The sequence below is a fragment of the Caballeronia sp. NCF2 genome (assembly GCF_023631205.1).
Lineage (GTDB): Bacteria > Pseudomonadota > Gammaproteobacteria > Burkholderiales > Burkholderiaceae > Caballeronia > Caballeronia zhejiangensis.
Genome location: NZ_JALQDN010000018.1, coordinates 80,588 through 101,127, shown reverse-complemented (window position 1 = coordinate 101,127; position 20,540 = coordinate 80,588). Strand labels below are relative to the sequence as shown.

Below are 20,540 nucleotides of genomic sequence, written 5' to 3'. Positions count from 1 at the left end.
TTCTGCCTCCTCACGCGCCGATCAGGCTCTGGCCGCACACGCGCACCACGTTGCCCGTGATGCCCGCGCTGCCCGGACTCGCGAGCCACGCGACGGTCTCGGCGACATCGACGGGCAAGCCGCCTTGTCCCATCGAATTGAGGCGTCTGCCGGCCTCGCGCACGCCAAAGGGCATACGCGCGGTCATATGCGTTTCGATGAAGCCCGGCGCGACCGCGTTGATCGTGATGCCGCGCTCGCGCAGCAACGGCGCCATCGCGTGCACGCGGCCGATCACGCCGGCTTTCGACGTCGCGTAATTGGTCTGCCCGCGATTGCCCGCGATGCCGCTGATCGACGACACCGCGACGATGCGCCCGCCCGCGCGCAACACGTTCTGCGCGAGCAGCACGTCGTCGATGCGTTCCTGCGCGAGCAGATTGATGTCGATGACGCTGTCCCACATGTCGGCGGTCATGCGCGCGATGGTCTTGTCGCGCGTGATGCCCGCGTTATGCACGACGATATCGATGCCGCCCGACGCAGCCAGCGCCGCCGCGATTTCGGCGGGCGCTTCGGGCGCGGCGATATCCGCGACGAGCGCCGCGTGCGCGCCCGATGCCGGCGACGCGTCTTCGATCGCGAGCATGGTCTGATCGAGCGCATCGCGGGCGGCGTCGATATCGAGCCCGGTGACGATCGCGCCGTGCTCGGCCAGCACCGCCGCGATCGACGCGCCGATGCCGCGCGCCGCGCCCGTCACGAGCGCGCGTTTGCCGGCGAGCGGCTTGGCCCAGCTTGGCGGCGCGTCGGCGGGCGCATCGATGGTCACGACTTGGCCCGAGACATACGCCGAGCGTGGCGAAAGGAAAAAGCGCAGCGCCGACTCGACATCCGCGCCATCGGCTGCGCGCAGCAGATTCGACGTAATGCCGTTGCGCGCTTCCTTGCCGAGCGAGCGGACCATGCCTTCGAGCGCATGCTGCGCGGTCGCGGCGCGGACGCTCGAGCGCGTGGCGTGCGGACGCCCGAGCACGACGATGCGCCCGTTCTTCGCGAGCGAACGCAGCGCATCGTGGAAGAACGCGTAGAGCGAATGGAGTTGCGCGCTGTCGCCGATGCCGGTCGCATCGAAAATCAGCGCCTCGACGCGGTCGGTCGCGGAAGCGTCGCGCGAGCGCGGCTCGAAGCGGCCGCTCATCGCGCCGTGCCGCGCGGCGACCGGCAGCCAGCCGGACGCGCTTTCGTGCGCGATGCCCGTCATGCCGATCGCCGACAGCACGGCCATCAGATCGTCGAAGAGCGCGGGCGACGGCCCCGCGCCGATGGCGGCCATGCCGCCGAATTCGGCCTGATCCGCGCGATGGCGGCGCAAAACCTCGGGACGCGGAAGGCCGAGCGAGCGTGCAATGCTCGTGCCGAAGGGCGAATTGACGAAGTCGAGATAGCGGTCTTTCATCGATTGTCGATCGGTCGTCGGGCGCGCGGGGCGGTGCCTTTGGTCCTGAATGCTTCAGGCAATGGCTTCGGGCAAGTGCCGCTCGAGCGCCGCGCTGCGCTTTTGCAATGCTTCGAGGATACCGAAGTCTGCGGAAAAATCATCGACTTTCACCGCTTCCTTCGCATGAGCGGCCCATTCGGCGAGCAGCGCGCGTTCGTTTTCGTCGATGAGACCGCGCGCCGCCGCCGTCTGCGACCAGGCTTCGATGTCGTGCGGGCTTTGCGGCAGCGGGGCGGCGGCGCCCGCCTTGACGGCGTCGCGCAGACGCGCCTCTAGCGCCGCGACGGCAGGCGTGAGCGCGAGCAGCTTTTCGCCGCGCGCGATCGGATCGTCTTCGAGCGCCGAAACGTGCGAGCCTGCGACGAGGCGCTCGCGCGCGTCGCCGGGTGCTTGCATCAGCATCGCGATGTCGTTGCCGAGCGCATCGACGCTAGGGGCGTGCGGCAAGCCGAACGGGAACGCGACGATGCGCAGAAACGCCGCCGCCGCGCGGTTCGGATAGTTCGCGAGCAAGCCCTCGAACGCGGCGCGCGCCTGATAAAGCGCGTCTTCGGCGCCCCAGCGCACGAGCGGCAGATCGCTTTCAGGGCGGCCATCGTCCTCGAAACGCTTGAGCGTCGCGGAGAGCAGATACAACTGCGAGAGGATGTCGCCGAGACGCGCCGAAAGACGTTCGCGGCGTTTCAGCTCGCCGCCGAGCGTGAGCATCGACACATCGGCGAACAACGCGAACGCGCTCGACAGACGCGTGGCCGCGCGATAGTACGGCACGAGACGCGCATCGGCGCGCGCGGGCTTCGCGACGGACACGCCGCCGCCGCATGCGTACACGAAGGCGCGCATCGCGTTCGATGCCAGAAACGCCGCGTGTCCGAAGAACGCGGCGTCGAACGCGCGCAGATCGTTGTCGCGCGTCGCTGCCATTTCCTTCAGCACGTAGGGGTGACACCGGATCGCGCCCTGTCCGAAGATGATGAGACAGCGCGTCAGGATATTCGCGCCTTCGACGGTGATCGAGATCGGCATCTGCTGATACGCCCGCGCCAGAAAATTCGACGGTCCCATGCAGATGCCCTTGCCCGCGACGACATCCATGCCGTCGTTGATGACCTTGCGCGCGCGTTCGGTGATGTGATACTTCGCGATCGCCGAGATGACGGACGGCTTCTCGCCGAGATCGACGGCCTGCGCGGAAAGACGCCGCGCCGCGTCCATCACATAGAGATTGCCGCCCATGCGCCCGAGCGCTTCCTGTATGCCTTCGAAGCGGCCGATCGGCGTGCGGAACTGACGGCGCGCGGCGGCATACGCGCCGGTGCCGCGCACCGCGAGCTTCGCCATGCCGACGTTCGACGAAGGCAGCGAGATCGCGCGGCCGGCGGCGAGGCATTCCATCAGCATGCGCCAGCCGTTACCCACTTGCGCGCGTCCGCCGATGACCCAGTCCATCGGGATGAACACGTCCTTACCCCAGTTCGGGCCGTTCTGGAACACGGCGTTGAGCGGCCAGTGCCGCCGTCCGATGTTCACGCCGGGATGGTTCGTCGGAATGAGCGCGCAGGTGATGCCGGGCGCGTCGTCGTCGCCGAGCAGGTGATCGGGATCGAGCGCGCGAAAGGCGAGGCCGAGCACGGTCGCGATCGGACCGAGCGTGATGTAGCGCTTTTCCCACGTGACGCGAAATCCGAGCGTCTCGCGGCCCTCATGCACGCCGCGACACACGATGCCGATATCCGGGATCGCCGCGGCATCCGATCCGGCGTATGGGCTGGTCAGCGCGAAGCACGGAATTTCATCGCCGCGCGCGAGCCGCGGCAGATAGTGATCTTTTTGTTCCTCGGTGCCGTAGTGCAGAAGCAGCTCGGCGGGACCGAGCGAATTGGGCACCATCACCGATACGGCCGCCGCCGACGAATGCGTCGCGAGCTTCATGATGACCTGCGAGTGCGCGTACGCGGAGAAAGCCTTTCCGCCATAGCGCTTCGGAATGATCATGCCCAGAAAGCCCTGTTCCTTGAGGTAAGCCCACGCTTCTGGCGACAAGTCTTGCCAGATGGCGGTCGTATCCCAGTCGTTCGACAGGTCGCACAGACGCGCGCATTCGTTGTCGATGAAGCTTTGCTCTTCCTGCGTGAGCTTCGGCGTGCCGTGTACGAGCAGGCGGTCCCATCGCGGGCGGCCCGAGAAAAGCTCGGCGTCCCACCAGACCGTGCCGGCTTCGATGGCGTCACGCTCCGTCGACGACATCTCCGGCAGGATCTTGCGAAACACGGCGATTACACGGCGGCTGACGAGCGCGCGACGCAGCGGTGTCAGCGTGAGCGCGAGCGCGGGAAGCACGAAGACGATCGCGAGCAGCGTCGCGCCGAGCGGGCCCGTCAAACCGGTCAGCGCGCCGGCGGCGACCCAGACCGCGAACCCGGCGAGCCATGCGAGCGCCGGCGCTTGCAGGAAGGCGAGCGTGCCGGCGAGCAGGAGGAAAGCGATGACATACAGGGCAGGCATCACGAATCTCCGGTATTTGAACACTCGGAGCACACACCATGCCACAGAATAAACAAGAGCATAACGACCGATTAGAACTCTAATTCGGAAGTCTCATTCTTTAGGATGTGTCCACTTCAAGGATTCGAGACTCGGGCGTTATGCTTTTGTTTCGCATTAGCACCGACAAAATCGAATGATTAGTTCGATTTACTAAACAAAATTAAAGCGATTGGATTCTTGACACCCCGCAGTACGCGGGGCGTCAAAGGGGCTGTGGGTCGTTCTTCGCGGGATGCGCCACAGCAGGTCACATCGGAGGGCTTCTAGTGTGACCACCTGCCACGCGTACGGTGGCCATAGGAGCATATTTGGAAATGGAGACGAGAGATCACTTAGTCAGGCTAAGCATGGGCGCCGTTCCTGATGACATCGGTGTTTCTGACTGGATGCTGCTTACGGGGGATGTGCTGTATTTGCTGGCCCGTTGCAGTGGCGAGGTCAGTTATCTGCGTGTGCCGCTGGATCTGGAACTGCTCAATAACGTGCGGAAGTCGACCATGCGAAAGGGAGATGGCGTGTATCGGAATAGTCGAGGTGAGCCGACACTGCTTGCCACGTATCTGGCCTTCGTTTTTCTGCAGCGGGACGTGCCGATTCAGGCTATCAGGCGCGAACTCGGTCTGTCCGAAGCAATGATGAATCTATTGCTCGTTGTCTGGCATTTTGCCGTCGGCGTCATCGATTGCGGTAGCCGATTGCAACTGATTCCCCCGCTGCCGTTCGAGGGAAACGGAGATGTCTAGCTCGTGGGAACGTCGGCAGCGCCAATTCGGAAACATCTGGTGGGGATGGCGGTGAAACGAGCTAAAAATATCGAGAACTCGCACCGCGATTGCCCTGGTCGAGGGGTGCGAGCGAGTATCGGTCCTGACTCCGCTCAGGCGAAGCCAGGACGCGTAGGAATGCCGTGATCGGGTTTGCAGACCCGCGCACGACGATCGCAAACTACAGTCGTCTCCTGTAGGCAGCAATCACCTGCCGTTAACAATCGGCAACAGGAGAGTAAGTGTTCCTAAATAAATGTGTTTACCGAGTCGAGCTAAAAATAAACTCGCTGTACAGAGAGACCGCGCCGATCGATCGGAGCTACGTTTTCGACAGCAAGCTCTATCTCTTCAGCAACGGCACGGACGGCTATAGCTATCGGTCCATATCGCTGGACTGCTCTGCGCCCAGGAAATTGCGCAAGGAGTTTCGGGTCGTCGAGGCGTCGCCGGGCGGCGGCGTCCGAGGACGCGTCGACTTCAAGAGGAAATTCCAGGCGCTGGCATTGCTGCACGATGGCGCGCCGGTCGTCGAGGTTTCGCGCGAGGTCAACTTGTCGGTGACGACGGCTTATCGCTATCGCAGGGAACTGCACGGCCTCGTCGCATTGCGCCCGCAGAACACGAATTCGCTGCTGCGGATGCTTGCCTTTCGGGGCGACGAAGCGCGATAAGCGAGGCGCGTCGGACGCGAGCCGGGTGGCGGAGAAGCGCAGCTATCCGTCGCGCCGGCTTCTTGCGCAAAGCGGGTCATATCGACGCCCCTGCGCTCGCGGCTGAAGAAAGTGAACGCCGCGAGCACTGGCGCGTCGCAGTGTTCGCACGAATATGAATCGGCGAACGCAGATTCGTTTCGATTTCAATTCGACATCCGGGGACCGAATCGGAAACGGAATTGCGAACGGAAAGTGAAGGCGGAAAGCGAAGGCGGAAAACAAAAAACCCCGCGACGATGCGCGGGGTTTTTGCGTGCGATGCGCTCGAACGAGCGTCTCGCGAAAGAGGGACCTTGGTGCCCAGGAGAGGACTCGAACCTCCACGGTGTTGCCACCGCTAGGACCTGAACCTAGTGCGTCTACCAATTCCGCCACCTGGGCCAAGGGGTACAGCAAGCCCGCTATTCTAGCGGGAACGGGCGCCGTGTCAATCGAAAAGTCATACGACTCGTCTACGACAAAAACACGGTCTCCGCATAAAAAGAAAAAGCCACCCGAAGGTGGCTTTTTCAAACATCTGGTGCCCAAGAGAGGACTCGAACCTCCACGGTGTTGCCACCGCTAGGACCTGAACCTAGTGCGTCTACCAATTCCGCCACCTGGGCAAGGGTGCGTGTTACTTCAAATCTGCTGCGCTTTACTGATCGTTCGACTGATTGTTCGAATGAGTGTTCAGCAGCAGAGAACGCAATTATAGCGAGCCTGACGCATCTGTCAAGCGTTTCGATGCGATGCCTGTAACGAGCCGCGAAGCGCGCCGCGTCGGCGTCTCGCGCCCGTGGCGCTTAGAAGACGGGTGTTAGAATGACCCGCAACGATGACCGCATTATTGGTTGCAAAGCACCGCAAAAGTCCCGTCCAACGAGAAAAAACACGACTACGCCCTTGAGCAAATATCCGTATCCGATTCCGAGCCGCGAAGAAATTCTCGGCGTGCTGCGCACGAGCGAGACACCGCATGCCGCGAACGACATCGCCGAAGCGTTGTCGATCAAGCGCCAGGAGCGCGAAGGATTTTTCAAGCGACTGGCGGCCATGGAACGCGACGGGCAAATCCGCCTCGACAAGCGCGGCCACTATCAACTCACGCATCCGTCGAATTTTGTTGCGGGGCGCGTGCAGGGGCATCGCGACGGCTTCGGCTTTCTGATCCGCGATGACGGCCAGGACGATCTCTTCCTCCCCAATGGCGAAATGCAGAAGGTCATGCACAACGATCGCGTGCTCGCGCGCATCGTCGGTTATGACCGGCGCGGACGGCCGGAAGGGCACATCGTCGAGGTCACGGATCGCGCCAACAAGCGCGTCATCGGGCGCCTCGTCAACGAGAACGGCGCGCTGATTCTCGTGCCCGAAGACAAGCGCATCGGGCATGACATCCTCATCACGCAAAATCCGAAGAAGGCGAAGGTCGGGCAGGTCGTGTCCGTCGATCTGACGGATTTCCCGAGCCGCCATTCGCAGCCGCTCGGACGCGTGGTCGAAGTGATCGGCGATATCGACGATCCCGGCATGGAAATCGAAATCGCGGTGCGCAAGTACGGCGTGCCGCACGAATTCAGCGACGCCGCGCTCGCCGCCGCCGCCAAGCTGCCCGACGAAGTGCGCGCGGCGGATATCCGTCATCGCGTCGATCTGCGCGACGTGCCGCTCGTCACCATCGACGGCGAAGATGCGCGCGATTTCGACGACGCCGTGTATTGCGAGCCGGTCGCCGTCGGACGTGGTCAGGGTTTTCGTCTGCTGGTCGCGATCGCGGACGTATCGCATTACGTGCGTCCGAACGAAGCGCTCGATATCGATGCGCTCGATCGCAGCACGTCGGTGTATTTCCCGCGCCGCGTGATTCCGATGCTGCCGGAGAAGCTGTCGAACGGCCTGTGCTCGCTAAACCCCGATGTCGATCGCTGCGTGCTCGTGTGCGACATGGTCATTACCGCGCGCGGCGAGATCAAGGCGTATCAGTTTTATCCCGGCGTGATGCACTCGGCGGCGCGCCTGACATACACCGAAGTCGCGGCCGTGCTCACCAACACGAAGGGTCCGGAAGCGGCGAAGCGCGCCGATATCCTGCCGCAGCTGCAGAACCTCTACGGCGTCTACAAGTCGCTGCATGCCGCGCGCCAGAAGCGCGGCGCCATCGACTTCGATACGACCGAGACGTATATCGTCGTGAACTCGCAGGGCAAGATCGAGCAGATCGTGCCGCGTCATCGCAACGACGCGCATCGGCTGATCGAGGAATGCATGCTGGCCGCGAACGTCTGCGCGGCCGACTTTCTGAAGCGCAACAAGCATCCCGGTTTGTATCGCGTGCACGCGGGGCCGACGGAAGAGAAGCTCGAAAACCTGCGCGCGTTCCTGCGCGGCGTCGGCTTGACGCTCACCGGCGGCGACAAGCCGCACGCGAGCGATTACGCCGCCCTCATCGCGCAGATTCGCGACCGGCCCGACGCGCAGATGCTGCAATCGATGGTGCTGCGTTCGATGCAGCAGGCCGTCTATAGCCCGGACAACATCGGCCATTTCGGCCTCGCTTATGAGGCGTACGCGCACTTCACGAGTCCGATCCGGCGCTATCCCGACTTGCTCACGCATCGCGCGATCTACGCGATCTTGCAGGGCAAGAAGTATCTGCCGGACGTCGGTCACGATGTTTTCCTGAGCACGGGCCTCACGAAAGCCGCGCGCGAACTGCAGAAGGCCGACGACTCCGCGCGTGGCCGCGCTCGCAACAGCGTCGCGATCTGGGAAGAGCTCGGGCTGCATTGCTCGTCGAACGAGCGTCGCGCCGACGAAGCCTCGCGCGACGTCGAAGCGTGGCTCAAGTGCTACTTCATGCGCGACAAGCTCGGCGAGGAATACGGCGGCATGGTGAACGGCGTGACGTCGTTCGGCATTTTCGTGCAACTGGATTCGCTCTTCATCGAAGGACTCGTGCATGTGACCGAGCTCGGCTCGGACTATTTCCAGTACGACGAGATCAAGAACGAACTGCGCGGCGAGCGCACGGGCATTCGCTACCGGATGTCCGATCGCGTGCGCGTGCAGGTGAGCCGCGTCGATCTCGATGCGCGCAAGATCGATTTCCGGCTGGTTCGCGATACGCCGGTGAAGCCGCCGTCGCCGCGTCCGTCGACCGGTGCGAGCGATGCAGCGGCTGCCGGCATCGGCGCGGGACCGCGTATCCGTCCGTTCGGCGACGACGACGCCCCGAGCACGCGCGCGCGCGGCGGCACGAAGAAGGGCGCGTCGCTTGCGGCGAGTCCGCGCGGCGGCGCGGCGAAGAAGCGCGGAGCGGCGTCAAAGTCGGCATCGCAGGGACGGCCGGCGCGCAAGAAACGTTAGGGCGGCGCGTCAATACAGCCGCCATCGAATACGCGCGGTCCGATGCTTCGTGCTTCGGACCGCGTCGTGCTTTTCAAGTTTTCACCGAAGGTTCGGATCAGTCATGTCACGTCTCAAGGTTCTATACGGATTTCACGCAGTGACCGCACGTTTGCGCGCGGATGCATCGTCGATCGAGGAGGTGCTGTACGACCCCACGCGCAAGGATCGGCGCATGCAGGACTTTCTGCGGACCGCGAAGGAAGCGGGCGTGCGGCTGATCGCGGCCGATGAAGCGCGTCTCTGGGGGCTGTCGGGCAACGTCCAGCATCAGGGCGTGGTGGCGCGCGCGCACGATCTGCCGCTCGCGCAGAATCTGGCCGAACTGCTCGATGGCATTTCGGGCACGCCTTTGCTGCTGGTGCTCGACGGCGTCACCGATCCGCATAATCTCGGCGCGTGTCTGCGCGTCGCGGATGCGGCCGGCGCGCATGCGGTGATCGCGCCGCGCGATCGCTCGGCGGGCCTGAACGCGACGGCGGCGAAGGTGGCGAGCGGCGCGGCGGAGAGCGTGCCGTATATCACCGTGACGAATCTGGCGCGCGCGCTGCGCGAACTCAAGGAGGCGGGCGTCTGGGTGATCGGCACGGCGGGCGAGGCGACGGCATCGCTTTACGAGACCAAGCTGGATGGTCCGGTGGCGATCGTCGTCGGTGCGGAGGGCGAGGGCATGCGTCGCCTGACCCGCGAGACGTGCGACGAAATCATGAATATCCCGATGGCGGGGACGGTCGAGAGTTTGAATGTGTCGGTGGCGTCGGGGGTTTGTTTGTTTGAGGCGGTGAGGCAGCGGGCGGTGAAGAAGTAAGGGTCAGCGTCCAACGTCATTCATGGCTTTGAAGCGACTTAGTGATCTGATCGCGGTCGGAAGCGTGTACACCCGCGAGCAGTTGAAGGGCATCCTCGATACGCAGGACGCGACGATCAACACAGGCGTATTTCGTCCTGCAGGCTTCGATTCGGTTCTGCTGTTCGTCACGGGATCCAAAACGCCGGACCGAGTTCAATATGTCGATGCACTCGAGGGCGACATCTTGCACTGGCAAGGACAGAACGCCGGGCGCACCGACGCTTTGATCGCTGAACATCGAGCGCGCGATTTGGAACTGCTGGTGTTCTATCGCACAAAAAAGTACGAGTTCGCGGGCGCCGGGTTCAAATTCGAAGGCTTGTTCGACTACGTCTCGCATGAGGGCGCGTTGCCGGCGAGTTTCACGCTTCGACGCGCGGACCGAACTCAGGTTCAAGCCGAACTGGAAGCCGAATCCGAAGCGGAAGCGCGACTCGAAGCAAGCGGTGTTTTCGATCCCGCGAGCATCGAAGATGCGCGCAAGAAGACGTTCGCCGCCATTGTCATGCGCCAGGGCCAACCTGCGTTCCGTAGGAGACTGCTTGAAGCATATGAACGCCGTTGTGTACTGAGCGGCTGTCCGGTCGAGGAAGTTCTCGAGGCCGCCCACATCTGCCGCTATATGGGCGAAGACACGAACGTCGTGGAAAACGGGCTGCTGCTGCGCGCCGATCTGCACACGCTCTATGACCGTGCGCTGATCGCGATCCATCCCGCGACTCATGCCGTGTCAGTTGCACCGGAACTCGCGGATAGCGAGTATGGCTGGTTGGCGGGACGTGTGCTTCGCCTGCCGAAGGATCCCAAACACCGGCCGAGTAGCGAAGCGCTTCACACGCACTGGATGTTAGTGCGCTCCCTATGGGAAAAGCGATCATGACGAGCACGAAGTTTTTGGGCATGGTCGCAGCAATCTCCGCATGCCTGCTCACCGCCTGCACCGCGATGCAAGACCGCACCACCTACATCGCCGACACGCAGTACCACGCGAAGAACGCCGATTCCCGCATCCGTTTCCTCGTGATGCACTACACGGAGATCGACGAAGCGGGATCGCTCGCCGTCCTGACCGGCGATGAAGTCAGCGTGCACTACGTCGTCCCCGACGCCCCGCGCATCGAGAAAGGCGAGCCGGTCGTCTATCAACTGGTGCCGGAAGACAAGCGCGCCTGGCACGCCGGCGTGAGCTCGTGGCAGGGCGCGACGGAGCTGAACGCGTCGTCTATCGGCATCGAGAACGTGAATCTGGGTCCGATCGGCCCGCTGAGCGATGGAAAATGGCAGCCGTATCCGCCCGCGCAAGTCGATGCGCTCATCAAGCTCTCCCGCGATATCGTCGCGCGCTACCACATGCCGCCGACGCGCGTCGTCGGCCATAGCGACATCGCGCCGCAACGCAAGGTCGATCCGGGTCCGCTTTTCCCGTGGCATGCGCTATACGACGCCGGCGTGGGCGCATGGCCCGACGACGCGGCTGTTGCCACGCATCTCGCGGGCCGCGATCCGAAGGCGCCATCGGACGTGCGCGCGCTGCAGGAAAAGCTGAAGCGCTACGGCTACGAAGTCGCGACCGACGGCGTGCTCGACGCCAAAACCCGCCGCGTCTTCAGCGCGTTTCAGATGCACTTTCGCCCGTCGGATCACGCGGGCAACGCGGATGCAGAAAGCGACGCGATCGCCCAGGCCCTGCTCGATAAATACTTCCCACAATGAACGACTGGTTTCCGACACTGCGCGCGATCCACATGACATGCGCCGGCCTTTCCATCGCCGGATTCGTGCTGCGCTGGATCTGGATGCTGACGAATTCGCGCCTCCTCGCCGCGCGCGCGACGAAAATCCTGCCGCATATCGTCGATACGCTTTTGCTCGCGAGCGCCATCGCGCTGGTCGCGATCATCGGCTTTTCGGCGAACGCTGCGTGGCTCGGCGCGAAAATCGCGGGGCTCGTCGTCTATATCGTGCTCGGCACGTTCGCGCTCAAGCGCGGCCGCACGAAGGGCGCGCGCGCCGTTTATGGCGTGCTGGCGATCGTCGCGTTCGCGTTCATCGCGTCGGTGGCGCGCACGCACGATCCGCTCGGCTTCCTGCACGCGTTGGCATGATCCGCGAGGCCGTCGCCCGCGCTCCGATAAAATCTCAGTTTTCACCGATACAGCAGCACCGCTCCCATGACTCAAGACGAACTCAAGCAACTGGTCGGTCAGGCCGCCGCCGACTACGTGAACGCGAACGTGCCGGAAGGCGCGATCATCGGCGTCGGCACCGGATCGACGGCGAACTGCTTCATCGACGCCATCGCGAAGTCCAAGGCGCGTTATCGCGGCGCGGTGTCGAGTTCGCTCGCGACCACGGCGCGGCTCGAATCGCACGGTTTCAAGGTGTTCGATCTGAACGACATCGAGACGCTCTCCATTTACGTCGACGGCGCCGATGAAATCGACGCGAGCGGCGCGATGATCAAGGGCGGCGGCGGCGCGCTCACGCGCGAGAAAATCGTCGCGTCGGTGGCGGACGTGTTCGTGTGCATCGCCGACGCGAGCAAGCGCGTCCCGGTGATGGGCACGTTCCCGCTGCCCGTCGAAGTCGTGCCGATGGCGCGCACGGCGATCGGCCGCAAGCTCGCGGCGCTCGGCGGCGTGCCGATCGTGCGCGTGACGAAGGACGGCTCGCCGTTCATCACGGACAACGGCAACGAAATCCTCGACGTGAAGGGCCTGTCGATCACCGATCCGCGTGCGCTCGAAGCGCAGATCAACGCCTGGCCGGGCGTCGTGACGGTCGGTCTGTTCGCGGCGCGCGGCGCGAATATCTGTCTGCTCGGCACGGAGAACGGCGTCGAGCGCATCGACTACAAGTAAGTCACGCGCGCACCAAGCGAAAGGCCCGGCGATCCGAAAATCGCCGGGCCTTTCGCGTTTTTACGCCGTTCAATACGCGTTGCGTCCGATGAATCCCTTGAACATCGTCATCGCGACGATCTTGATGTCGAACCAGAACGACCAGTTGTGAATGTAGAAGAGGTCGAACTTCACGCGGCTTTGCATCTTCTCGACCTTTTCCGTCGCGCCGCGATAGCCGTTCACCTGCGCCCAGCCGGTAATGCCGGGCTTGATGCGGTAGCGGAACATGTAGCCGTAGACGAGATCCTTGTACAGATCGTCGTGCTCGATCGCGTGCGGGCGCGGACCGACCACCGACATATGCCCGAACAGCACGTTCAGGAACTGCGGCAGCTCGTCGAGGCTCGTGCGCCGCAGGAACGCGCCGACCTTCGTCACGCGCGGATCGTTGCGCGTCGCCTGCGTCACTCGACCGTGCTCGCGATGCACGCCCATCGAACGGAACTTGTAGATGCGAAACGGCCGTCCGTCCGCGCCCTTGCGATGCTGTGTGAAGAACACCGGACCCTTCGAGGTCGTCTTCACGGCGATCGCGATCGCGATCATCAGCGGCGAGAGCGCGAGCAGCGCGGCCGCCGCGAACAGTCGGTCGAAGAGCATCTTCGGCCACATCTGCAGCGTGCTGATCGGAGACGTCGTCAGGTTGATGGTCGCGAGCCCGGCGACATCCGTCATCGAATGATTGAAGAGCGAAATGCTGCGCGTGTCCGGAATCAGCCGCAGATTCACGAAATCGTGCCGCAGCGCATGCACGAAGCGGTAGATCGTGTGCTCCTGCGACAGCGGCAGCGCGAGCCACACTTCGTTGATTTCCTCGGCGCGCACCTTTTCGACGAGTTCGTCGAAATCGTTCAGCACCGGCAAACGATTGCCGCCCATGCCGATCGCGGTCGTCGGCGTGGGCATGCCGCTGATGCCGCTCGCGTGCAGTTCCTCGTCGCCGGTCGTATCGAGAATGCACACCGGAGTAAAGCCCTGTTCGGGCGTGCTGCACAGGTGCGCGAGCAAGGTCCGCGAGAAACCCTGCGCGCCGACGATCGCCACGGTGCGCTGATTCAGGCCGCGGCCGCGCATCAGGCGCAAGGCCGAGTACACGATCAGCTTCGAAGCGATGATGAGCGCGCCGGAAATGAGCGTCGAATACGCGAACCAGAGTCGCGACACCGTATCCATGCGATGTAGCGTGAAGGCGAGCAGCAGGGCGCCCGCGACGACCGCCATCCACGCCAAAGTGACGCGCGCCAGCATCATGGCGAACGGCTTGCCGCGCCAGGTTTCATACACGCCGAAAGCAGGGAAGAGCAGGAGGGCGAGTGCGGAGTTGAACGCGATCAGAAGCCTTTCGATATCGCTGACGAAATCCAGCGACGAAAAGCGTACGTCATGCGCGATCAATCCGCCCGCGATGATGAGACAGACATCCAGAACACGCGCCAGCCATGAGAACAGATCGAGGTTTTTTTCTTGCATTAATCCTAGCCGTTAGACACTTGAGGCCGATATCGCCTCGGTTGCACGAAGACGCGGAAGTAGTCGGTCGAACTCCCGCTTGACGAGCCCGTAGCACTCGCATGCGCGTGCTTCCAGACCCTCGCGATCCACGACCTTGATGCAGCCGCGGCTGTGATGAATGAGACCCGCGTCGTGAAGCTTGCCCGCCGCTTCGGTCACGCCTTCGCGGCGCACGCCCAGCATGTCCGCGATCAGTTGCTGCGTGACCTGCAATTCGTTCGACGCCGTGCGATCGATTTCGATCAGCAGCCAGCGGCAAAGTTGCTTGTTCAGCGAGTGATGCCGGTTGCATGCCGCCGTCTGCGCGACCTGCGTGAGCAGCGCCTGCATATAGAGCAGCATCAGGCGGCGCAGGAAGTCCGAGCGGCCGAACTGCTCGCGCAACGCTTGCGCGCTCATGCGATACGCGAAGCCCGGGCATTGCACCTGCACGCGGGTCGGCATCGTTTCGCCGCCGGTCAGAACCGGCACGCCAGTCATGCCTTCGCGTCCCACCGCGGCAATCTCGACCGAACCGCCGTCTTCCATCGTGTGCAGCAGCGAGATGATCGCCGTCGTCGGGAAGTAGACGTGGTGAATCCGTTGGCCGGAGTCGCACAGCAGTTGCTCGGTGCGCAATTGCACGAGTTCGAGATGCGGCGTGAGCGCCTGCCATTCGTGCGCAGGAAGCGCGCCAAGCAGATGATTGCCGTGCAGGTCGGACTGGAGGGTCAGCATGATTGTTCTCTCTCGTAACTTTCGCGCGTTGCGCTTCAATTTTTATTTACTGATGTGACCGTTTTCGAAGATTGCCGCTTGCGCCGGTTCCTCGAGGAAGGATGACATCAGCCCCGTAGCCGCCCGTTTCGTACTTGAATTGCTTTTGGTTGATCGCACTGGTCTGGGTTGCGTGCTTCTATTAGCGAGGACTGTGCCAATGCGGGCAATCGCAATGCTGGCGGGGCCTCATAACTCGTGCACTTTTTGTGATGCAGCGCAGCGCTGCGTTTTTGTTTCAGTCTTGAACATCGGTGGTCTTAGGAATACGTGCGTGCCCCGATGAGTTTCATCAGCGCATACCCCTCGAATGGCGGTTGAGGATTTTTTGACCACGGTGCGACAGGCCTCACGGGTCGACATCCCTTCGACATACCACCTTCTTTCGTAGGGACAATCGAAAATGATTCATCCGTGTTCCATCGGCTCCGTGGGCTGGCGAACGCGTGTTTATCCGAGCGCTGCTTGATTCCCCACGAAGCCTTGGCGGATAAGGCTTTGCCGGCATCGGGAAAAGTCTTCCGCGCGGCGTTGCGTGAAGCGGAAACGTTGCGCCCGTTGCACGAAGTGAAATCTGCGTGTGCGATTCCTCGCGCATAAGCGCCTCTGTAGCGCGGCTTTCGGCGAGGAGTAGCCCACATAGGCCTTGTAGCGGCCCTCTCGCGAGTTCGGCACGCGACTAGCCGTCGTGAAACGTTTGCGCGTCATTTATCGGATTCATGGTCGGGCGCAGCGCATTTCAGTCGTGCACGCGATGCCCTGAAATGTTTCATCGAGGACAATCTCATGCGGAACTCATTAACGCGGAGAAACCGGTGCGAAGAAATTCTCGCGGCGACATCACGAGGTCATAAAAACCCGCATAAGACGCGAACGTAAGCGAGTGAAAAAACCCTTGAAACAAGGGTTGAAATGTGTCCTTTTAAACAGTCCCTGCCGAGATGAAAGCGCGTGCGAATCGCGGTTCGACATCAACGTTCAGCACACGATGTCCGCAAGCGGAGGAATCACGCGTTCGTACGCATCCTCGATCACGTCGAACGATGTCTCGCAAAGCTCTCGTCGTCCGCGCGAAAGGGCGCGCGCGAGGCGGCACTGCATCACCATGGTTTCGCTCGCGATCTTGCGCGCGCCCGCATACGTCTGCACGGGAATGTCGAAGCCTTGTTCGCGCATCCACTGCAGATAATGCGCGAGCAATTCGAAGTTCGCGCCGAGTTGCCTCATCACGTTGAAGGCGTAATGACGCGCATACGATTCGCCGCGCGCAATCATCGTATCGAGATGCTCGGGAAACGCCGCGCGCCAACGCGTGATCGGATTGTGCATCGGACGCCGCAACAGATGCGCGCACAGCAGATCCGCCGATACTTCCGCGAGCGGCGTGCCCGACAGCGGCTCGCGCACGCGCTTGACAAACTCGACGTGCGGAAAAAGCGCCGGCTCGGGCGTCGCATTCGAGCGCAGCACGCCGTCGTAGTCTTCGCCGTCGAGAAGGTGATAACCCGTGTGATGAAAGTAGCCGAGACGCCGCGCATCGCGATCGATCACATCGATGCCGATGGTCGTCTTCGCATGTTCGCGGCGATACGAAGCAGTGCGCGTGTCCGGCAGATAGAACGCATCGACTTCGACGAGGACGATATTCGCGCGGCGCGTCTGCACGAGCGCGCGCTCTTCGAGCGAATCGAACACGGAAAGCTCCTGCACTTGCAGGCCGTAGAGTTTTTCGATGTCTTCGAACGGCAGCTTGCCGAGCGTGAACTGATCGGCTTCGAAGTCCTGAGCGACGGCGAACGCGAGCGCAGCGCGCGGTTCGAGCCCGTCGCCGTGCAGAATTTCGATCCACAGATCGACGGGCGCGACCGCTTCACGCCAGATGCGCTCGCCGCGATGCAGCGCGTGCGCGTGATGCCGCCGCGCACGCATGCGCAAGGGATCGAGTGACACGACGCGGGAACGACTTGCTCCTGAATCCGTCACACCGCTCGTATGGAACGCGCTCATGCCGTGACCTCGGGCCGGAAAGGCCGGCGTTCGATACCGCGTGCGCAATGGAGCGAATGTGCTTTTAATCGTGCGTCTCTATCGCGTTCGATGGCGGTATGCATTGTGATTTTCCCATGAAGGTGCCGTATTACGCGAGTGCTATCGACGCCATGCGACGCGCGCGCGGCAGCCCGCAACCCGGGCTGTAGCGCGGTCGCATTGATCGTCGGAAAGGCGTCTTTTTTCCCCGGGACGCCTTTGTGCGTGTGGTCGAGCTTATTTGAAAGGCGCGCGCGTCATGGGTCGGTGCGATGGCGCACTGAATTCAGGCGGGTCGGCACGTAACGTTCAATCGTCGCAACGCCGGTAATTGCCGGTAAAGCATGGAGATAATCGATGAACTGGAAAACGCTGGATTTCGAACAACTCACTGCGCGGGAGCTTTATCTGATTTTGCGCGCGCGCAGTGCGGTGTTCGTCGTCGAACAGTCGCATGTCCATCTCGACCCGGATGGTCGCGATGAAACCGGCACGCACGTATTCGCCGCCGAGGACATGAGCCGTTCGATGCCCGTGCTCGCCTATGCACGCATCAACGAGGGCGACGCGGATGATCCGGAAGTCGTGGTGGACAAGATCTTGACGAGCCCGCTGCGTCGCGGCGACGGCACCGCGCACGCACTGATCGAACGCGTGCTCGCGGTGACCGCCGAGCGTTGGCCCGGCCGCCGCGTGCGGCTGACCGCGCCGGTGAGCCTGCGCGGTTTCTACGAGGCGTTCGGCTTTCGCAAGACCGAAGGGCCGTTTCTCGAGCACGGCATGCCGTACATCGGTCTGACGAGAAAGGGCCGGCAATCGCGCGAAGCATCGGGCGCGAGCAAGGCTCCGTTCGCCGCGAGCGACAACGCCACGACGTACGAGTTGCTGTAAGCGCCACCAGAGACGCGCAGCGTGCGCCGCAACCGCGCGCGCGGCGAAAGAACCAACGCGGCAGTCAGCAGCATCGAAGGCGTGGACCGTCCGGGCATCGAGGCAATAACAAAGCGATAACAACGCGATAACAACGCGATCGGCGCGGCGCAGGCCGCTTCGAGACGCGTCCTCGAAACAATAAGATCGACGCCGCCGGCATGGGCCGGCGAGCGCACAAACAGCCTATCTCATGCGAATAGTCCATCTCGCCAATCACGCGCAGACGATCGGCAACGGCACCGTCAACATGATGGTCGATCTCGCCTGCATGCAGGCGCGCATGGGGCAGGACGTCGTGGTCGCATCGTCGGGCGGCGGCTTCGAGCCGCTTTTGCGTCGCCACGGCATCACGCATGTTTCGCTGCAGCAGTCGCGGCAACCGTGGCGCGTGCCGTCGATGATCGCGGGATTCAATCGTCTCATCGATCGTTTCGATCCCGACATCGTGCACGCGCACATGATGACCGGCGCGCTCATTTCGCGTTTCGGCAGCATGCGGCGGCGCTTCGCGCTCGTCACCACGGTGCATCACGAACTGCAGAAAAGCGCGGCGCTGGTGCGCGCGGGCGATCGCATGGTGGCCGTGAGCCGCGCGCTGGCGCTCGATCTGGAGGCGCGCGGCATCGGGCCGGCGCGGTTGTCGACCGTGCTCAACGGCGCCGTCGGCGCGCCGCGGCTCATCACGCGGCCGCCCGCGAAGCCGGTGCGGCTCAAGCATCCGAATATCGTCTGCGTGGCGGGGATGTATCGCAGGAAAGGGATTGCGGATCTTCTGCAGGCGTTCGCGCAGGTGCGCGAGCAGTCCGCGAGCGAGCGCGAATTCATGGCGGAGCCGCATCTGTATCTCGTCGGCGAAGGCCCCGATCGCGGATCGATGGAAGCGCTGGCAGCCGAGCTCGGCATCGCGGAGAACGCGCACTTCACGGGTTTCGTCGCCGATACGCGGCCGTATTTCGCGAGCGCCGATGTATTCGCGCTGCTCTCGCGCCAGGACCCGAGTCCGCTCGTGATCGCGGAGGCGCGCGAGGCCGGCTGCGCGATCGTCGCGACGCGCGTGGGCGGTATCCCCGAAATGCTCGACGACGGCGCTGCGGGTCTGCTCGTGCCCGCCGGCGACATCGGGCAGGCAGCGGCAAAACTGCGCTGGCTTCTGCTCGACCGGCAGGCGCGTGGGCAACTGGCGGCGCGCGCGCGTCACGGCCTGCACCAGCTTTCCGTCGAAAGAGTCTGCGACGAGTACCTCGCGGTGTATCAGCAAGCGCTTACGGAGCGCGAAGCATTGAAGCGCCGGCAGATCGATCTCGACGCGCGCACACCCCGAACGACAGATGGCGCGATTTAAGCATAGGGCTGACAAATCGCCCCGCTTGCACCGCGCCACGGTACTTTCGTCCAAACCATCCGATCATACAAAAGGCAAAAGCGAGCCGGCTTCCGTTCGCGTTCGCACAGAAAGCCTACGAGATGCTTGCTCAAATGGGTGCATGATCGGTCCGATGGCAACAGCGGGCCGCGAAAGAACGCACACGCCGCGACGCGACGCAGCCATTCTTCAGTTTCCCTGATGAATGCCTGCGCGCGCGCGGCGCGAGCGCAAGAGATGCACGTGAAGCGGTAAGAAGTAAAAAACGAAACAGTGACGTCGAAGCCAGAGGGATTACCCTGTCAGGAAATTCCCAACTGGCATTCGAAGCAACGAAGACGCAACGTATCAAGCACGACGAATGGACCTGTCGGGAACCCGTCGTGCCTTTCGCAGCCCGGGAAGCGAAAGCGATGCGCTCATACACACGGCTACGGAACAGGCGAGAAGGGGAGAAGCGAGATGGATGACAACAAAGAGCGATCGCTGGTGGCGAAGGTCATGGACGGACTCGTCTCAGGGATCGTCGAGCAAAAATATGGCGCGATACTGCCACCGCAGGACATCCTCTCGAAGGAGTTCGACGTGAGCCGCACCGTCATGCGCGAGGCGCTCTCGATGCTGCTCGCGCGGCACATGCTGGACGTGCGGCCGAAAACCGGCACGCGCATTCGTCCGATGAGCGACTGGCGTCTCATCGACGAGGACGTGGTGAGCTGGCGTTTTCGCGCCAAGCCGGATCAGACGTTTTTACGCGATGTAATCGAATTCCGCATGCTGATCGAGCCGCGCGCCGCAGCGCTCGCCGCCGCGCGCGCGACGCCCGACGAAATCGCCGGGATTCGCGATGCATTCGACACGCTGTCGCGTCTGCAGGTCGGCGAGCCGGAATATCAGGCGGCTGACGAAGTGCTGCATACGCGCATCGTCGCGGCGAGCGGCAACCAGTTCTTTCGTCAGATGACGGCGATCGTGCGCGGCGCGCTGGTGACGGTCAATCCGATCGTCGACGGCATCGAGTCCGTGCGCGAAGCGACGCTCGCGGCGCAGAAGAGCGTCGTCGAGGCGATCGAGGCGAAAGATCCCGCCGCCGCCGAAGCCGCGACGCGCGCGCTCGTCGACCTGGCCGCGGAAGAAGTCGGGCGCGCGTTCTCGCTGGAGCGCGTGAACAGTCAGCCTGCGTCGCCGAACGTGAACGCGTCCGCGGGTGCGTAGCGCGTCCTCGAACGCATCGGACGATCGAATGTATGGAGCCGGGACATGTCCCGGCTTTTTGCCGTCTGAGCCCGCCGCGCGCAGTC

The 20,540-nt window shown here is 63.0% G+C and carries 16 protein-coding genes and 2 tRNA genes; 11 read left to right on the top strand and 7 right to left on the bottom strand.

Annotation, left to right across the window (positions count from 1 at the left end):
• Nucleotides 1–10 precede the first annotated feature (10 nt).
• The gene (locus NCS02_RS08555) at nucleotides 11–1,438 is read right to left on the bottom strand and encodes a 3-oxoacyl-ACP reductase (protein ID WP_250519564.1); all 1,428 of its coding nucleotides are present in this window, start codon (nucleotides 1,436–1,438) and stop codon (nucleotides 11–13) included.
• 54 nt (nucleotides 1,439–1,492) lie between these two features.
• Nucleotides 1,493–3,985 (bottom strand): acyl-CoA dehydrogenase, encoded by a 2,493-nt coding sequence (locus tag NCS02_RS08550; protein ID WP_250519563.1) that lies wholly within the window; start codon nucleotides 3,983–3,985, stop codon nucleotides 1,493–1,495.
• A 356-nt stretch (nucleotides 3,986–4,341) separates the two neighbouring features.
• Here NCS02_RS08550 and NCS02_RS08545 point away from each other — a divergent pair, with 356 nt between their 5' ends.
• The gene (locus tag NCS02_RS08545) at nucleotides 4,342–4,770 is read left to right on the top strand and encodes a hypothetical protein (RefSeq protein WP_250434848.1); all 429 of its coding nucleotides are present in this window, start codon (nucleotides 4,342–4,344) and stop codon (nucleotides 4,768–4,770) included.
• Nucleotides 4,771–5,033: 263 nt separating this feature from the next.
• Complete coding sequence (locus NCS02_RS36445) at nucleotides 5,034–5,465, top strand: helix-turn-helix domain-containing protein (RefSeq protein ID WP_144403701.1); 432 nt, start codon at nucleotides 5,034–5,036, stop codon at nucleotides 5,463–5,465.
• A 336-nt stretch (nucleotides 5,466–5,801) separates the two neighbouring features.
• Here NCS02_RS36445 and NCS02_RS08535 read toward each other — a convergent pair.
• Both NCS02_RS08535 and NCS02_RS08530 read right to left on the bottom strand, forming a co-directional pair.
• A tRNA-Leu gene (locus NCS02_RS08535) sits at nucleotides 5,802–5,888 on the bottom strand.
• A 137-nt stretch (nucleotides 5,889–6,025) separates the two neighbouring features.
• Nucleotides 6,026–6,112, bottom strand: a tRNA-Leu gene (locus tag NCS02_RS08530).
• A 280-nt stretch (nucleotides 6,113–6,392) separates the two neighbouring features.
• On the opposite strand from NCS02_RS08530, the gene rnr reads away from it, so the two are divergent.
• The 6 genes from rnr (at nucleotide 6,393) to rpiA (ending at nucleotide 12,605) form a co-directional block, all read left to right on the top strand.
• Entirely contained in the window at nucleotides 6,393–8,855 is a 2,463-nt protein-coding gene (rnr, locus tag NCS02_RS08525; protein ID WP_008349262.1) for a ribonuclease R, read from the top strand.
• 103 nt (nucleotides 8,856–8,958) lie between these two features.
• On the top strand, nucleotides 8,959–9,702 hold the full coding sequence (gene rlmB / locus NCS02_RS08520) for a 23S rRNA (guanosine(2251)-2'-O)-methyltransferase RlmB (protein ID WP_008349264.1): 744 nt from the start codon (nucleotides 8,959–8,961) through the stop codon (nucleotides 9,700–9,702).
• A 22-nt stretch (nucleotides 9,703–9,724) separates the two neighbouring features.
• On the top strand, nucleotides 9,725–10,624 hold the full coding sequence (locus tag NCS02_RS08515) for an HNH endonuclease (RefSeq protein WP_250519561.1): 900 nt from the start codon (nucleotides 9,725–9,727) through the stop codon (nucleotides 10,622–10,624).
• Nucleotides 10,621–11,457, top strand: a complete 837-nt coding sequence (locus NCS02_RS08510) for an N-acetylmuramoyl-L-alanine amidase (protein ID WP_250522973.1) — start codon at nucleotides 10,621–10,623, stop codon at nucleotides 11,455–11,457. The genes NCS02_RS08515 and NCS02_RS08510 overlap by 4 nt, the downstream gene beginning before the upstream one ends.
• Entirely contained in the window at nucleotides 11,454–11,849 is a 396-nt protein-coding gene (locus NCS02_RS08505; protein WP_250519559.1) for a SirB2 family protein, read from the top strand. The genes NCS02_RS08510 and NCS02_RS08505 overlap by 4 nt, the downstream gene beginning before the upstream one ends.
• A 66-nt stretch (nucleotides 11,850–11,915) precedes the next feature.
• Entirely contained in the window at nucleotides 11,916–12,605 is a 690-nt protein-coding gene (gene rpiA, locus NCS02_RS08500) for a ribose-5-phosphate isomerase RpiA (protein ID WP_008349271.1), read from the top strand.
• A 69-nt stretch (nucleotides 12,606–12,674) separates the two neighbouring features.
• On the opposite strand, the gene NCS02_RS08495 is transcribed toward rpiA, so the two are convergent.
• From NCS02_RS08495 to NCS02_RS08485, 3 genes are all read right to left on the bottom strand, one after another.
• The gene (locus tag NCS02_RS08495; protein ID WP_033536392.1) at nucleotides 12,675–14,096 is read right to left on the bottom strand and encodes an undecaprenyl-phosphate glucose phosphotransferase; all 1,422 of its coding nucleotides are present in this window, start codon (nucleotides 14,094–14,096) and stop codon (nucleotides 12,675–12,677) included.
• Nucleotides 14,097–14,129: 33 nt separating this feature from the next.
• The gene (locus tag NCS02_RS08490) at nucleotides 14,130–14,876 is read right to left on the bottom strand and encodes a Crp/Fnr family transcriptional regulator (RefSeq protein WP_008349275.1); all 747 of its coding nucleotides are present in this window, start codon (nucleotides 14,874–14,876) and stop codon (nucleotides 14,130–14,132) included.
• A 1,017-nt stretch (nucleotides 14,877–15,893) separates the two neighbouring features.
• The gene (locus NCS02_RS08485; RefSeq protein ID WP_502800867.1) at nucleotides 15,894–16,922 is read right to left on the bottom strand and encodes a DUF1839 family protein; all 1,029 of its coding nucleotides are present in this window, start codon (nucleotides 16,920–16,922) and stop codon (nucleotides 15,894–15,896) included.
• Between the two features lie 378 nt (nucleotides 16,923–17,300).
• Between NCS02_RS08485 and NCS02_RS08480 the strand changes: the two genes are divergently transcribed.
• The 3 genes from NCS02_RS08480 to NCS02_RS08470 all read left to right on the top strand — a co-directional run bounded on the left by NCS02_RS08480 (nucleotide 17,301) and on the right by NCS02_RS08470 (nucleotide 20,454).
• Nucleotides 17,301–17,834: a GNAT family N-acetyltransferase gene (locus tag NCS02_RS08480; protein WP_008349278.1), complete on the top strand. Its 534-nt coding sequence runs from the start codon at nucleotides 17,301–17,303 to the stop codon at nucleotides 17,832–17,834.
• A 232-nt stretch (nucleotides 17,835–18,066) separates the two neighbouring features.
• Nucleotides 18,067–19,218 (top strand): glycosyltransferase family 4 protein, encoded by a 1,152-nt coding sequence (locus tag NCS02_RS08475; protein WP_008349279.1) that lies wholly within the window; start codon nucleotides 18,067–18,069, stop codon nucleotides 19,216–19,218.
• A gap of 483 nt (nucleotides 19,219–19,701) precedes the next feature.
• Nucleotides 19,702–20,454, top strand: coding sequence for a FadR/GntR family transcriptional regulator (locus NCS02_RS08470; protein WP_008349281.1), 753 nt, complete (start codon nucleotides 19,702–19,704; stop codon nucleotides 20,452–20,454).
• Nucleotides 20,455–20,540 lie beyond the last annotated feature (86 nt).

Bases quoted from the DNA above. Each gene is read 5' to 3' on its own strand.
- NCS02_RS08555 (WP_250519564.1), bottom strand. From the start codon at position 1,438: ATGAAAGACCGCTATCTCGACTTCGTCAATTCGCCCTTCGGCACGAGC.
- NCS02_RS08550 (WP_250519563.1), bottom strand. From the start codon at position 3,985: ATGCCTGCCCTGTATGTCATCGCTTTCCTCCTGCTCGCCGGCACGCTC.
- NCS02_RS08545 (WP_250434848.1), top strand. From the start codon at position 4,342: ATGGAGACGAGAGATCACTTAGTCAGGCTAAGCATGGGCGCCGTTCCT.
- rlmB (WP_008349264.1), top strand. From the start codon at position 8,959: ATGTCACGTCTCAAGGTTCTATACGGATTTCACGCAGTGACCGCACGT.
- NCS02_RS08515 (WP_250519561.1), top strand. From the start codon at position 9,725: ATGGCTTTGAAGCGACTTAGTGATCTGATCGCGGTCGGAAGCGTGTAC.
- NCS02_RS08510 (WP_250522973.1), top strand. From the start codon at position 10,621: ATGACGAGCACGAAGTTTTTGGGCATGGTCGCAGCAATCTCCGCATGC.
- NCS02_RS08505 (WP_250519559.1), top strand. From the start codon at position 11,454: ATGAACGACTGGTTTCCGACACTGCGCGCGATCCACATGACATGCGCC.
- rpiA (WP_008349271.1), top strand. From the start codon at position 11,916: ATGACTCAAGACGAACTCAAGCAACTGGTCGGTCAGGCCGCCGCCGAC.
- NCS02_RS08490 (WP_008349275.1), bottom strand. From the start codon at position 14,876: ATGCTGACCCTCCAGTCCGACCTGCACGGCAATCATCTGCTTGGCGCG.
- NCS02_RS08485 (WP_502800867.1), bottom strand. From the start codon at position 16,922: ATGAGCGCGTTCCATACGAGCGGTGTGACGGATTCAGGAGCAAGTCGT.
- NCS02_RS08480 (WP_008349278.1), top strand. From the start codon at position 17,301: ATGAACTGGAAAACGCTGGATTTCGAACAACTCACTGCGCGGGAGCTT.
- NCS02_RS08475 (WP_008349279.1), top strand. From the start codon at position 18,067: ATGCGAATAGTCCATCTCGCCAATCACGCGCAGACGATCGGCAACGGC.
- NCS02_RS08470 (WP_008349281.1), top strand. From the start codon at position 19,702: ATGGATGACAACAAAGAGCGATCGCTGGTGGCGAAGGTCATGGACGGA.